This window comes from Amycolatopsis nigrescens CSC17Ta-90 (genome assembly GCF_000384315.1).
In the GTDB taxonomy this organism is placed as follows: Bacteria; Actinomycetota; Actinomycetes; order Mycobacteriales; family Pseudonocardiaceae; genus Amycolatopsis; species Amycolatopsis nigrescens.
Genome location: NZ_ARVW01000001.1, coordinates 3,879,979 through 3,892,167, shown reverse-complemented (window position 1 = coordinate 3,892,167; position 12,189 = coordinate 3,879,979). Strand labels below are relative to the sequence as shown.

The 12,189-nt window shown below is 71.2% G+C and carries 12 protein-coding genes and 1 pseudogene; 6 read left to right on the top strand and 7 right to left on the bottom strand.

Annotated elements, in window-relative coordinates:
- Positions 1-16: 16 nt before the first annotated feature.
- Both lysA and AMYNI_RS0118330 read left to right on the top strand, forming a co-directional pair.
- Complete coding sequence (gene lysA / locus AMYNI_RS0118335; RefSeq protein ID WP_026360614.1) at positions 17-1,360, top strand: diaminopimelate decarboxylase; 1,344 nt, start codon at positions 17-19, stop codon at positions 1,358-1,360.
- An 84-nt stretch (positions 1,361-1,444) separates the two neighbouring features.
- Positions 1,445-2,458, top strand: a complete 1,014-nt coding sequence (locus AMYNI_RS0118330) for a YncE family protein (RefSeq protein WP_157357397.1) — start codon at positions 1,445-1,447, stop codon at positions 2,456-2,458.
- 41 nt (positions 2,459-2,499) lie between these two features.
- Here the strand turns inward: AMYNI_RS0118330 and AMYNI_RS0118325 are convergent, their stop codons facing one another.
- A complete protein-coding gene (locus tag AMYNI_RS0118325) occupies positions 2,500-3,420 on the bottom strand; it encodes a DMT family transporter (RefSeq protein WP_020669489.1) in 921 nt (306 codons plus the stop codon).
- Between the two features lie 115 nt (positions 3,421-3,535).
- Here AMYNI_RS0118325 and AMYNI_RS0118320 point away from each other — a divergent pair, with 115 nt between their 5' ends.
- On the top strand, positions 3,536-4,108 hold the full coding sequence (locus tag AMYNI_RS0118320; protein WP_026360612.1) for a superoxide dismutase family protein: 573 nt from the start codon (positions 3,536-3,538) through the stop codon (positions 4,106-4,108).
- Here the strand turns inward: AMYNI_RS0118320 and AMYNI_RS44805 are convergent.
- On the bottom strand, positions 4,057-4,839 hold the full coding sequence (locus AMYNI_RS44805; protein ID WP_020669487.1) for a hypothetical protein: 783 nt from the start codon (positions 4,837-4,839) through the stop codon (positions 4,057-4,059). The genes AMYNI_RS0118320 and AMYNI_RS44805 overlap by 52 nt on opposite strands.
- A 124-nt stretch (positions 4,840-4,963) precedes the next feature.
- Between AMYNI_RS44805 and AMYNI_RS0118310 the strand changes: the two genes are divergently transcribed.
- Positions 4,964-5,413 carry an Lrp/AsnC family transcriptional regulator gene (locus AMYNI_RS0118310; RefSeq protein ID WP_020669486.1) on the top strand — a complete coding sequence of 150 codons (450 nt, stop codon included), beginning with the start codon at positions 4,964-4,966 and terminating at the stop codon, positions 5,411-5,413.
- 4 nt (positions 5,414-5,417) lie between these two features.
- Here AMYNI_RS0118310 and AMYNI_RS0118305 read toward each other — a convergent pair whose 3' ends face one another.
- From AMYNI_RS0118305 to AMYNI_RS0118295, 3 genes are read right to left on the bottom strand one after another with little or no spacing between them, the layout of a single operon-like run.
- The gene (locus tag AMYNI_RS0118305; RefSeq protein ID WP_040407039.1) at positions 5,418-5,810 is read right to left on the bottom strand and encodes an NUDIX hydrolase; all 393 of its coding nucleotides are present in this window, start codon (positions 5,808-5,810) and stop codon (positions 5,418-5,420) included.
- Positions 5,811-5,830: 20 nt separating this feature from the next.
- Positions 5,831-6,460, bottom strand: a complete 630-nt coding sequence (locus tag AMYNI_RS44800; RefSeq protein WP_020669484.1) for an SMI1/KNR4 family protein — start codon at positions 6,458-6,460, stop codon at positions 5,831-5,833.
- A gap of 26 nt (positions 6,461-6,486) precedes the next feature.
- Positions 6,487-8,244: a DUF2339 domain-containing protein gene (locus AMYNI_RS0118295; protein ID WP_040405806.1), complete on the bottom strand. Its 1,758-nt coding sequence runs from the start codon at positions 8,242-8,244 to the stop codon at positions 6,487-6,489.
- Between the two features lie 138 nt (positions 8,245-8,382).
- Here AMYNI_RS0118295 and AMYNI_RS0118290 point away from each other — a divergent pair, with 138 nt between their 5' ends.
- Positions 8,383-8,964: a hypothetical protein gene (locus tag AMYNI_RS0118290; RefSeq protein WP_020669482.1), complete on the top strand. Its 582-nt coding sequence runs from the start codon at positions 8,383-8,385 to the stop codon at positions 8,962-8,964.
- On the opposite strand, the gene AMYNI_RS0118285 is transcribed toward AMYNI_RS0118290, so the two are convergent.
- Positions 8,961-9,521: an isochorismatase family protein gene (locus AMYNI_RS0118285; RefSeq protein ID WP_020669481.1), complete on the bottom strand. Its 561-nt coding sequence runs from the start codon at positions 9,519-9,521 to the stop codon at positions 8,961-8,963. The genes AMYNI_RS0118290 and AMYNI_RS0118285 overlap by 4 nt on opposite strands.
- A gap of 114 nt (positions 9,522-9,635) precedes the next feature.
- Here AMYNI_RS0118285 and dusB point away from each other — a divergent pair, with 114 nt between their 5' ends.
- Positions 9,636-10,784: a tRNA dihydrouridine synthase DusB gene (gene dusB / locus AMYNI_RS0118280; RefSeq protein ID WP_084628405.1), complete on the top strand. Its 1,149-nt coding sequence runs from the start codon at positions 9,636-9,638 to the stop codon at positions 10,782-10,784.
- Between the two features lie 87 nt (positions 10,785-10,871).
- Here dusB and rho read toward each other — a convergent pair.
- A pseudogene (gene rho / locus AMYNI_RS0118275) lies at positions 10,872-11,999 on the bottom strand (transcription termination factor Rho); the annotation flags it as partial.
- Positions 12,000-12,189: the final 190 nt, after the last annotated feature.

The following is a 12,189-nucleotide window of genomic DNA, read 5'->3' as shown; positions in this document are numbered from 1 at the left end:
AAACGTGGAGGAGACCGTGACGCTCGCCGAGCTGTTACCGAGTCTGGGGTGCGAAGCATCGGACCGTCTGGAACGGGCCGGCTGGCCGCCGGGGACCCGACTCGGCGCGGACGGTGAGCTGATCTTCGCCGGTGCCGCGGTCAGCGGGCTGGCCGCCCGGTTCGGCACCCCCGCCTACTTCCTGGACGAGGCCGACGTCCGCCGCCGCGCCGCGGCCTACCGACGGGCGCTGCCGGAGGCCGAGGTCGCGTTCGCCGGGAAGGCGATGTGCGTGCGCTCGGTGCTGCGCTGGGTCGCCGAAGAGGGCCTGTCCCTGGACACCTGCTCCGCCGGTGAGATCGCGGTGGCCAGGTCAGTCGGCTTCCCGGCCGAGCGGATTCTGCTGCACGGCAACGTGAAGACCCCCGAGGACCTGAAGGCGGCGCTGGGCTACGGCGTCGGCCGGATCGTGCTCGACTCGCTGGACGAGATCGAACAGCTCGGCGCGCTGGCGCGGGAAGGCCAGCGGGTGCTGCTGCGGGTGACCCCGGACATCGACGCCGGCACGCACGCCAAGATCAGCACCGGCGCCGAGGGCCAGAAGTTCGGGTTTTCGCTGCGTCCCGACGCTGCCGACAACGTCGACCGCGCGGTGGCCGCCGTGCTCGCCCAGCCGAGCCTGGTGCTGACCGGGCTGCACTGCCACCTCGGCTCGCAAGTGTCCAGAGTGGACAAATACGAGCTGGCGGCGCGGCGGATGGTTCAGGTGCTGGCCGGCATCCGCGAGAAGCACGGCGTCACCCTGACCCAGCTCGACCTCGGCGGCGGGCACGCGGTGGCGTACCGGCCCGGCGATCCGGAGTTCGACCTGGCCGGCTACGCCCGGCGGCTGCGGGTCGCGCTCGGCTACGAATGCTCGTCGCGCGCGTTCCCGATGCCCCGCCTGACCATCGAGCCGGGCCGGGCGATTGTCGGCCAGGCCGGGATCACCGTTTACCGGGTGGGCGCGGTCAAGCGCGGCAGCCGCACCTTCGTCGCGGTGGACGGCGGGATGAGCGACAACCCGCGCCCGGCACTGTACGGCGCGAAGTACACCGCGCGGCTGGTCGGCCGGTACAGCAGGGCGCCGCACCAGGAGATGGTGGTGGTCGGGCGGCACTGCGAGTCCGGGGACGTGCTGGCCGACGGGATCCGGCTGCCGGGCGACATCAAGGCCGGTGACCTGCTGGCCGTGCCGTGCACCGGCGCCTACCACCACTCGCTGGCGTCGAACTACAACGTGGTCGGCCGCCCGCCGGTGGTCGGCGTCCGCGACGGCGTCGCGCGGCTGCTCGTCCGCCGCGAAACCGAGGACGACCTCCTCGCCCGCGACCTCGGCTGAGCTGTCCGTGAAGGGCACCTTGCCTACCTTCAAGGTAGGGAAGGTGCCCTTCACGACATGGGCCGATGCCGGTAGAAAGAAGCCATGATCACGCGACGCTCGATGATGAAGCTGGTGGGCACGAGCGGGCTGGTGGCCGCGGCGGGCGTGCCGGAAGCCAACGCGCGGACGGCATCTGACGTACTCGTGTTGGTGGAGAAGAGCGCACACGCGGTGAGCTTCTTCGACGCCGGCTCCGGGCAGCGGCTGGAAACCGTCGCACTGCCCGAGTACCCGCACGAGCTGGTGGTGGACTCACGCCGTGAGTTCGCGTATGTCGGGCATTACGGCGTGAAGATGTCGTCGACGCCCGGGGCCGGCGGCGCGGCGGTGTTCGTGCTCGACCTCGCCGCCCGCAAACTGGTCCGGACCATCGACACCCAGCCGTTCAACCGCATCCACGGCATGGGCATCGACGCGAAGGACCGGCTTTACGCGCTGAGCGAGGAAAAGGCCGTCCTGCTCGGCTTCGACAACCCGCGCACCGACCAGGCACCGACGCGCGCCGTGCCCACCGGCGGGATCAAGACGCACCTGTTCTCCCTGAGCCGCGACGGCGAACGGGCCTACGTCACCGGGCTGCTCTCGCACACGGTCAGCCTGGTGCGCCCGCACGACGCGGCCGCCGCGCCGGTGGTGGTCACGCCGGGGCAGCTCCCGGAGAGCAGCTGCCTGAGCCGGGACGAGAAGACCCTCTACGTCGGCGCCCGCAAGACCCCCGCCGTGGTCGCCCTCGACGCCAGGACACTGGCCGTGCGCAAGACCCTCAAGGTGGACGGCGACCCGCTGCGCGTCTACCCGGCCGCCGGCGACCAGCTACTGGTCACCGACATCGTGCGCAACACGGTCACCGCGCTGAGCGCGGACCTCCGGCCGATCTGGTCGGTGCAGCTGGACGGCATCCCGTCCGCGGTGGCGCTGCACCCCGGCAAGCCGCTGGCCTACGTGTCGCAGCTCGGCAACAACCGGGTCTCCGTGCTCGACCTGAACACCCGCACCGTCATCGGCGCCTTCCCCACCGGCCTCGACCCCGACTCCGCCGCCCTACTCCCCGCCTGACGGTCGTGAGTGAAAAGTGTTGCCCCAGCAACACTTTTCACTCACGACCGGTGAGCTGCGGAAACGGGTTCGAGCACCATGGGGCGGCGGGCTTTTTCGTGCCAGCCGAGTGCGGTCACCGATGCGACCACGATCGCAAGGCCGAGCCATTGGGTGCCGGACAGCGTCTTGCCCAGCACGGAAACCCCGATCAGCGCCGCGGTCACCGGGAAGGCCAGCTCGGCCAGTGTCGCGCGGGCGGCCGGAGTGGAGCGCAGGCCCACGTAGTACAGGCTCAGCGCCAGCAGGCCGGGCACCAGCGCGAGCAGACCGAGGCCGAGCGCGTTGTCCCAGCCGACCGCGAGGGAATCGCCCTGCACCACCACGATCAGCGCGGCCACCGGCAGTCCGACCGCGAACCGCAGCACCGTCACGTCCCGCGCGGCCAGCCTGGTGGACACCAGCCGCCCGAGCACGGTGCCGGCCGCCCACAGCACCGCGGCGCCGATGGCCAGCAGCGCGCCGCGCAGGGCGGAGACCTGGATGTGCAGCGGGTCGGCGAAGGCGAGCAGCCAGGCACCGACGAGGGCGGGCGCCGCGAACAGCGCGTAGCCGGGCCGGATCCGTTCACCGAGCACGAAGAAGGCGGCCAGTACCGCGAACACCGGCTGCAGCTTCTGCAGCACCAGCGGGGTGATCGGGTCCCCGGTCCGGAAGGCCGCGGTGAACAACGCGGTGGCCAGCGCCGACGAGCCGCCGCCGATCACCAGCACGGCCAGCCATTCCCGGACGGTGCCGCCCCGCAGCGCGCGGAACGCGGCCGGGATCAGCGGGCTCAGCACGAGCACCACCAGCAGGTGTTCCCAGAACACCACGGTGCCGGCCGGCAGCGCCTCGGCCAGCGGCAGCCGGAGCAGACCATCGGTGCCCCACAACGCGGCGGCCACGGCCACCAGCCAGGTGCGATCGGCGGTTCGGTTCACGATCGTCAGGTTACGAGCAGACTGACCAAAGAAGACGGTCACCGAAACCGGACTTAATCACACCATCAGGTGGGAATATTGGCGTCCGTGCGGCCGAACGGACTAGTACTGGGCCATGCGTATCGCAGCCATGGTGCCGGTCGCCGTGTTCGCCTTGCTGGCCGGAGCGGGTCAGGCCACGGCCGAAGACACCGGCGACAGCTTCCACATCGTCACCGCGAGCGGGCAGTTCGGCGCCTACCGTCCAGACGCCACCGCTGTCACCTACCGGCCCGAGCTGGTGCCGGAAGGCGCGCACGTCAGGGTCTTCTCGCTGTCCGCCCCCACTCCCGGCACCACGGTGGCGCTCGCGGTCCGCGGGCTCGAGCCGGGCCACCGGTACGGCGCGCATGTGCACACCAAACCGTGCGGAGCGACCGGGGACGCGGCGGGACCGCACTACCAGCACCTGCCGGACCCGGTGAGTCCTTCGGTGGACCCGGCCTACGCCAACCCGCACAACGAAATCTGGCTGGACTTCACCGCGAGCCCGCTCGGCACCGGACTCGCGCGGTCACGGGTGGACTGGCAGTTCACCGCGGACCGCCGGGCGAGCTCGGTAGTGCTGCACGAAACGCACACGCACACCGATCCCGGTCACGCCGGCACCGCCGGGGCCCGCCTGGCCTGTGTGAACGTCAGCTTCTGAGCCAGCACCCCGGCACCGAGCGCGCACAACGCGGCCAGCCCGAACGCCGGCGCGACCGGCAACTTGGCGAGCGTGCCCAGCAGCACCAGGAAGAACAACGCGGTGGCCGGCGCCCCGGCGAGCACCCCGCCGGTGAGCTGGATCGGTCCGGCCGGGCCGTCCGCCCGGTGCGCGCAGGGCGCCAGCACGCACAGCAACGCGGGCAGGGTGGCCAGTATCCCGGCCGTTTCGGCGCCGACCAGTCCGGAAACCCAGCCCAGGGTCAGCACCAGCACGGCGCTGATCGCAACCCTGGCCGGCAACTCCCAGGCCGGGCCCGGTGAGACGGCCGCGGTGGCGGAGCGTGCGGTCCGCCAGGCCAGCGCCAGCCCGGCCACGGTGATCACCAGCGAGATCCACAGCGGCGGCGACGACCAGACCAGCAGCCCGCTGGTCAGCGCCGTGGCCACGACCGTGCTGAGCAGGCAGACCGGCCAGGCCAGGCGCCGGGCGAGCAGGCCGTACAGGGCGCAGAAAACGATCACGGCCGGAGTGCCGAGCAGGATGCCGCGCACGGCGGCGCGGCCGGCGTCGGCGCCCTGGGTGCAGACCAGGATCAGCACGAACGGGCCGGAGGTCAGCGGGAGCGCGGTGAGCCTGCCGCCGAGCACGTGTCCCCAACGGCGCTGCGCCAGTGACACCGCCAGTACCAGGCAGGGGGTGAGCAGGACCTTCAGTACGAGTACATCCACATGATCTGATCCTGCTCGACCACGGACCGATTTTGTCTAGGAATCCACGGTGCTTTCGGCACCTACTCCGACATATACTCGACTAATCAAGCTGAGACCCGAGTTAATCTCGATCGGAGTGCGCATGGACGCCATCGACCGGCAGCTGGTCGCGCAGCTGCTCGAAGACGGCAGGCTGACCTACCAGGAGCTGGCGAAGGCGGTCCGGCTGTCCGCGAACACCACCGCCGACCGGGTGCGCCGGCTGCATTCGTCCGGCGTCATCCGCGGCTACCACGCGGCACTGGACTACCAGGCGATCGGCCGGCCGCTGATCCTGATCAGCGACCTCCGGCTGCGCGAGGGCTACGACAACGAGCTGTTCCACCAGAACCTGGCGAGCATCCCGCAGATCGTGGAGGCCTTCCGGACCACCGGCGAGTACGACTACCAGATCCGGCTGGCCTGCACCGACACCGGCGAGTTCGAGCGGATTCTGGCCGCGCTCAAGGGCGAGCTCGGGGTCCGCGAGGTGCGCAGCCGGCTGCTGCTGCACGACATTCCCCTGCGCAGCGCGCGCATCCTCGAAGACTGACGGCTCAGCGCAGTTCCGCGGCCTCGTGCAGCCGATCGAAGATGATCTTGTCGACGGGCGAGACGCGAGCACGGTCGGCGTAGCTCAGCCAGGCCAGCTCCGCGATCTCGTTGCTCGCGGTGAGCGTGCCATGGTAACCAGCGCGGTAGCAGGTCATCCGCACCAGCACGCCGTCCGCGTGGCCATGGGCCTGCGCCTCGAAGACGCCGGCGGGGGACGCGGTGTCCGGGTCGATCCGCACCGCGAGCTCCTCGTCGATCTCCCGCACCAGGGTCTCCAGATCGGACTCGCCGGGCTCGCGCTTGCCGCCGGGCAGGTAGTAGACGTCCTTGCCGTGCGAGCGGGTGCCCAGGACCCGACCGTCCACCAGCAGGATCCACGCCACCTTGTCGATCATCGCCATGGTCGCGAACCCTATTAGTGCCAGTTGATCCGGCCGTCGTCGGCTTCGAGCGCGACCGGGAACCGGCCGACCACCGTGCTGCCCTGCTCGAACGCGTCGGCCACCGCGGCGAGCATCGCGCGGACGTTCGGCCACAACGGCGCGGCACCGGCGGCACCGACCCGGTCGAACTCCATGACACAGCCGTGCAGCGGGCCCGGCCGCAGGTCGACGAAGAGATCCTGCCCGCCGCCGCTGCCCGCGACGGGCAGCCAGACCGGCAGCCACATGTCCTGGCATGGCGTGCCGGCCGGGGTTTTCAGCAGGCCGTCGATGTACTCGCGAACCCCTGGCAGGTCCGGGAACACCCTGGTCTCCTCGTCATGCCAGACCTCGAGCCAGATCCGGCGGCTCTCCAGCGCCTGCGTGATGGGGTAGGGCGAGTACCACGGCGGCAGCAGGTTGGACCTGCCGTCGGTCCCGTTGGCGAGCCGCCACCAGGCCAGCAGGTCCGCCGGCAGCGCGACACCGGTAGCTCGCTCGGCGCGGTCGAGGTCGGCGTCGTCCGCCGGCGGGTTGAGCATCGCCAGTACCGCCGGCGCGTGCTGACCGAGCCACTCGCGGATGCTGGCCCATGACTCGGCGACATCGGGGTGATGGGACATGACCGATCACCCTAGGGGCCGTGAGCTCAGCGCGGTGCGGATCGGGACGCGACGAGCCGCGCGTAGCGGGTGCCCGCCGCGAGCAGCACCAGCCCGGCGCAGAGGAAGGCCGCGACCCTGGCCATTCCGTCCAATGCGGACAGGTCGAACAGCACCAGCTTGAGCACCGCCGCGCCGACCAGCACCAGGCCGATCACCCGCAGCGCCACCATTTCGATGCCGCGGACCAGCAGTACCAGCGCGGCCACCGTCCAGGACACCGTGATCAGCACGTGGCCGAGCAGGAACCCGGACCGGCCCGGCGTGATCAGCAGCGCCGCGGACAGCACCACCCCGGCCGCGCCGTAGAGCGTGGCGAACCCGGCGCACAGCCACGGCGGCAGGTTCTCCGAAGGCGCTCGGAGCGCTCCGAGCCGGGACGCCACCCACGGCAGCAATACGGCGACGGCCAGGATCAGCGCGGCGACCAGGCAGGCACCGGCCAGCTCGCCGGAAGTCCTGGTGCGGAACAGCACCAGCAACGCCGGCGGGAAGTCCCCGAGCAGCGCGGAAAGCGTGCCGAGCGCCCCGAAGGCGAGTGCGCCGAACAAGGCACTCCGGTTGTCCGCCCATTTGGCGACCAGTACCAGCAGGATCGCCTCGCCGAGCAGGACCGCCGAACGGGCCGTGCCGTCGAACTGGGTGACCGTCGCCTGCAGCAGCGCCACCAGGCCGGCCACTCCGGCGAGCTGACGTGCCCGTGCCGGCCACCACCGTCCCGCGCACACCCCCAGCAGCGCCACGGCCACCCCCGAGGAGACCAGCACGGCCTGCGACTTCGGCAGGAACAAGGCCACGACCAGCGCCGGCGACGCGGCTCCGGCGATCAGCCCCAGCGCGGCCACATCGCTGGGGCGGCGACGCGCCACGAGCAGCGCGAGCGCGATTCCCACCGCCCCGGCGGCCAGTGCGGCGGCCGTGTTCGGCCACTCGCCGGGCGAGGCGATGCGGACCGTGCTAAGCACCGAAGCCACCAGCGGCGGAATCCCGGCCGCGGCGGCGAGGCCCTGCCATTCCCGGCGCAACCGTACCGGGGCGGTGGCCACCTGCACCATCAGCAGGAAGGTCACCAGCTCCGGGGTGAAGCCCTTGGTGATCAGCGGCGCGCAGACCGCGCAGCCCAGCACCACGGCCATGCCGAGCAGGGCCGAGTCCCAGCGCATCGCCAGCAGCAGGCCGCCGACGGTGATCAGCAGGCCGGCGGCGAGCCCGACCGGCGACGGCAGGTACTCGTAGAGCGTGGTCGCGGCGACCACGTCCAGGTAGAGCGCCGCGATCCCGGTGGCGGCCAGCGCGAACGCGCCCGTCCGGCCGGCCGGGTTGCGGTGCAGCCACAGCCCGGTCGCGATCATCGCCAGCCCGAAACCCGCACCGCCGAGCACCCGCGGCAGCGGGCCGAGCCAGCCGCGCTGGATCGCCAGCACCAGCAGCAGCACCACGCCGAGCAACGTCACCGCACCGCCGACCCAGGCGAGCAGCCTGCTGCCGGCGCCCTCCTTGCTCAGCGCCTCGCCGAGCGAACGCCGAGCCGGCGGCGGTGCCGCCGGTGGCATGGGCGGCGGCTGCCACGCCGGCTGCCACACCGGCGGGAGTGGCTGCGGCTGCCACTGCTGCGGCGCCGGGGCGGGCCCGCTGACCTGCGCCGACTGGACGTTCCGCAGTTCGGCGCCGACCCGCTCGAGACGGCGCCCAAGGTCGTCGATCTCCTCGGCGAGCCGGAGGAGCACAGCTGGATCGGTCGACATGCGCCCCAGGATGCGCGGTGGCGGACGACCGCGGATCCGTAGCACTACTCAACCGACGTGACGATCGGATTCCGGGCGTGCTCAACCCCGAGCCCGGCCGCCGCGTCCTGACGGGAAACGATCCGGAAGGAATGACCGATGCGGGACCGGCCGAAACCACAACGGGTCGTCGCCGGCATCGCCGCCGCCTTCCTGCTGTGCACCCTCGCCAGCTGGCTGGACCAGCTGGGCAGGGTGCTGGCCGGCTGCCGGGACGGGTTCGGCAACCCCGGCCTGACCGGGCGGCTGACCGGCGAGCACTGCGTGCTATCCGACGGCAAGCCGCTGATGGAGCTGCCGTGGCAGGAAGACCTGTGGATCACCGTGCTGCTGGCGCTGAGCCTGGCGTGCGCGATCGCGGCCGTGCTGGTGCCGAGGCGGTCGGTCCTCTCGCACTCGCTCGCCGTGCTGACCGTCGTGGTGCTGTTGTACGCCGGGCTCACCATGGGTTCACGCGGCTACCAGCGTGCCGACGGCGAGCTGCTCAACCACCTGGTGCCGCCCACCCTCACCGGCGGATCGGGCCCGGTGCCGGCCGGCTGGGAGCTGACCGTCTCCGGACTGCGCATCACCATTCCCGACGTCGGCATGCTGCCGCTCGGCACCGGCCTCGCCGCCGGGCTGGCGCTGCTGGCGCTGGCCGCGCTGCTGCTGGCGGACCGCCGGGCGATTCCTCGCTAGGCCGCGCCGCCGAAGTCCACCTCCTTGGTCTTGACCGTGCCGGCCGTCCGCCCCGGTGCGGCCTGGTAGGTCCAGTACAGGTTGGTGTGCGCGATGACCTGGTCCGGCGGCGGCGCGCCCCGGCTCGACTTGTCTCCCGTGGTGTGCGCGTCACCGACCAGGGTCGCGTCATACCCCCTGGTGAACGCGCCGTGCAGGGTGGAGCGGATGCACGCGTCGGTCTCCGCACCGGCGACGACGAGCCGGCCGACGCCGAGGCCGGACAGCACGGTCTCGAGGTCGGTGGCCTCGAAGGAGTCGCCGTAGTTCTTGTCCACCCGCGGCTCGGCCTCGTCCGGAGTCAGCTCGGGGACGATCTGCCAGTCGTCGGTCCCCTTCGCGAGTCCTTCGTCGGAGTGCTGGACCCAGACGACGGGGATCCGCTCTCGTCGCGCCGCGTCGACGAGGCTGCCGACGTTCGCGACGACCGCGTCACGCTCGTGCGCCTCGGCGACTACGCCGTTCTGCACGTCGACGACGAGAAGTGCGGTGTTCGGCCGGTTCTCGAGTGTGCTCATCGGCTCCTCCATACGCGCTGGCCCCAGTGTTGTCACCGACCCTAGGCCCACCCACCGACAAAGCCGGCCATGTCCGCCCGGCCCAGCCGGGCGTGGCCTACGTCATCAGCGACAATGGAGGGCGTGACCGCCCTGATCGAGACCAAGCCCGCCCTGAAGATCGGCCCGTACGCGGTCGATCCGCCGGTGGTGCTGGCGCCGATGGCGGGCATCACCAACGTCGCGTTCCGGCAGCTCTGCGCGGAGTACGGCGCGGGGATCTACGTCTGCGAGATGATCACCGCCCGCGCGGTCGTCGAGCGGCACCCCGGCACAATGCACATGATGACCTTCGGCGAGCACGAAAAGCCCAGGTCCATGCAGCTCTACGGGGTCGACCCGAAGACCATGCGCGAGGCCGTCAAGATCATCGTCGGGGAGGGGCTCGCCGACCACGTCGACTCCAACTTCGGCTGCCCGGTCAGCAAGGTCACCCGCAAGGGCGGCGGCGCGGCGCTGCCGTTCAAGCGGCGGCTGTTCGGCGAAATCGTGCGGGCCTCGGCGGATGCGGCCGCGGCGGCCGGGGTGCCGTTCACGGTCAAGTTCCGGGTCGGCATCGACGACGAGCACCACACCTACCTCGACGCCGGCCGGATCGCCGAGGCGGAAGGCGCGGCGGCGGTCAGCCTGCACGCCCGCACCGCCGCGCAGCGCTACTCGGGCCAGGCCGACTGGACCGCGATCGCGCGGCTGAAGGAAGCCGTCACCAGCATTCCGGTGCTCGGCAACGGCGACATCTTCTCCGCCGCCGACGCGCTGCGCATGATGGCCGAGACGGGCTGCGACGGGGTGGTCGTCGGCCGCGGCTGCCTCGGCAGGCCGTGGCTGTTCGGCGAGCTCGAAGCGGCCTTCGCCGGCAGGCCGGTGCCCCATGGCCCGAAACTCGGCGAGGTGGGCCGCGTGCTGCGCCGCCATGCCGAGCTGCTGGTCGAGCACGACGGGCCGGACAAGGCCATGCGTGACCTGCGCAAGCACATGGCCTGGTACCTGATGGGCTTCCCGATCGGCTCGGAGCTGCGCCGCGCCTTCGCGATGATCTCCTCGCTGGACGAGCTCGACGAGCTGATCGCCAGGCTGGACCCCGAAGCGCCCTTCCCGGCGGACGCCGAAGGCCCGCGCGGACGGCAGGGCTCGCCGGGCAAGGTCACCCTCCCGCACGGCTGGCTCGACGACCCGGACGACGACTGCGTCCCCGAAGCCGAGGACATGCACTCGGGCGGCTGACTCCTACGTGGGACTCGCCGGTCGCGAACGGGGAACTCGGCGGTCGCGAGTGTGGGACTCGGGGTGCGCGAGTGTGGGACTCGCGGGTTAGGCGGCGGCTCGGACGGGAGCGGCGGTGGATGCGGCGATGCGCATCAGGAACTCGGCGTTGGTGCGGGTCTTGCGGAGTTGTTCGAGGAGCTGGTCGATGGCGTGCTGGCCTTCGCGGGCGTGCAGCAGGCGGCGCAGTTCGTGGGTGACGGCGAGCTCCTCCGGGGTGAGCAGCAGCTCTTCCTTGCGGGTACTGGAAGAAATCACGTCCACCGCGGGGAAAACGCGGCGCTCGGCGATCCGGCGGTCCAGCTTGAGCTCGGCGTTGCCGGTGCTCTTCAGCTCCTCGAAGAAGACCGTGTCACCGGTGGAGCCGGTCTCCACCATCGCGGTGGCGAAAATGGTCAGCGAGCCGCCGTGCTCGATATTCCTTGCGGCGCCTAGGAAACGCTTGAGCGGGTGCAGCGCGGAGGCGTCCACGCCGCCGGTGAGGATGCGTCCGGAAACGCGGCTCGCGAGGTTGTAGGCGCGGCCGAGCCTGGTGATCGAATCGAACAGCAGCACCACGTCCTCACCGAGCTCGACCCGGCGCTTGGCACGTTCGATGGCGAGTTCGGCGAGCGCGGTGTGCTCGTGCGGCGGACGGTCGAAAGTGGACGAGATCACCTCGCCGCGCACCGAGCGCTGCATGTCGGTGACCTCCTCCGGCCGCTCGTCCACCAGCACCACCATCAGCCGGCAGTCCGGGTGGTTGACCGCGATGGCGTTCGCGATCGCTTGCAGCACAGAGGTTTTACCGGCCTTCGGCGGGGAGACGATCAGTGCGCGCTGCCCCTTGCCGACCGGCATGATCAAGTCGATCACCCTGGTGGTGAGCGCCTGCGGCTGGGTTTCCAGCAGCAGCCGCTGGTCCGGGTGCAGCGGGGTGAGCTGGTTGAACTCGGGGCGGCCGGCGGCCTTCGCCGGGTCGAGCTCGTTCACCGAGTCGACCCGGACCAGGGTGCCGGCCTTCTGCTGGCCCGGCCGTTTCGCGCCGGTGACCAGGTCGCCGGCCCGCAGGCCGTGCTTGCGGATGAAGGACGGCGAAACGTGCGCGTCGTCCGGTCCTGGGCGGTAACCGGCGGTCCGGATGAACCCGGCGTTGTCCCGGATGTCCAGGATTCCGGTAACTGGTACGGAATTATCGTTGTCTGACATGGAATTCTCCTGAAAAGGGTATGGGTCACGCGGTAGCAGAGAACTACGAGAAACCGGTGCGTGACTGCTGAGATTCGTAGAACTTCCCTGGGGCGGCCGATTCGCCAGCGTCCACAGGGGAACACCGGCAGTGTAGCTCACCGAAGTCGCGGCGGCAAGTACGCGGCTCCGGGTAGAG

Bases quoted from the DNA above. Each gene is read 5' to 3' on its own strand.
- AMYNI_RS0118330 (WP_157357397.1), top strand. From the start codon at position 1,445: ATGATCACGCGACGCTCGATGATGAAGCTGGTGGGCACGAGCGGGCTG.
- AMYNI_RS0118320 (WP_026360612.1), top strand. From the start codon at position 3,536: ATGCGTATCGCAGCCATGGTGCCGGTCGCCGTGTTCGCCTTGCTGGCC.
- AMYNI_RS0118310 (WP_020669486.1), top strand. From the start codon at position 4,964: ATGGACGCCATCGACCGGCAGCTGGTCGCGCAGCTGCTCGAAGACGGC.
- AMYNI_RS0118305 (WP_040407039.1), bottom strand. From the start codon at position 5,810: ATGATCGACAAGGTGGCGTGGATCCTGCTGGTGGACGGTCGGGTCCTG.
- AMYNI_RS44800 (WP_020669484.1), bottom strand. From the start codon at position 6,460: ATGTCCCATCACCCCGATGTCGCCGAGTCATGGGCCAGCATCCGCGAG.
- AMYNI_RS0118295 (WP_040405806.1), bottom strand. From the start codon at position 8,244: ATGTCGACCGATCCAGCTGTGCTCCTCCGGCTCGCCGAGGAGATCGAC.
- AMYNI_RS0118290 (WP_020669482.1), top strand. From the start codon at position 8,383: ATGCGGGACCGGCCGAAACCACAACGGGTCGTCGCCGGCATCGCCGCC.
- AMYNI_RS0118285 (WP_020669481.1), bottom strand. From the start codon at position 9,521: ATGAGCACACTCGAGAACCGGCCGAACACCGCACTTCTCGTCGTCGAC.
- dusB (WP_084628405.1), top strand. From the start codon at position 9,636: ATGGAGGGCGTGACCGCCCTGATCGAGACCAAGCCCGCCCTGAAGATC.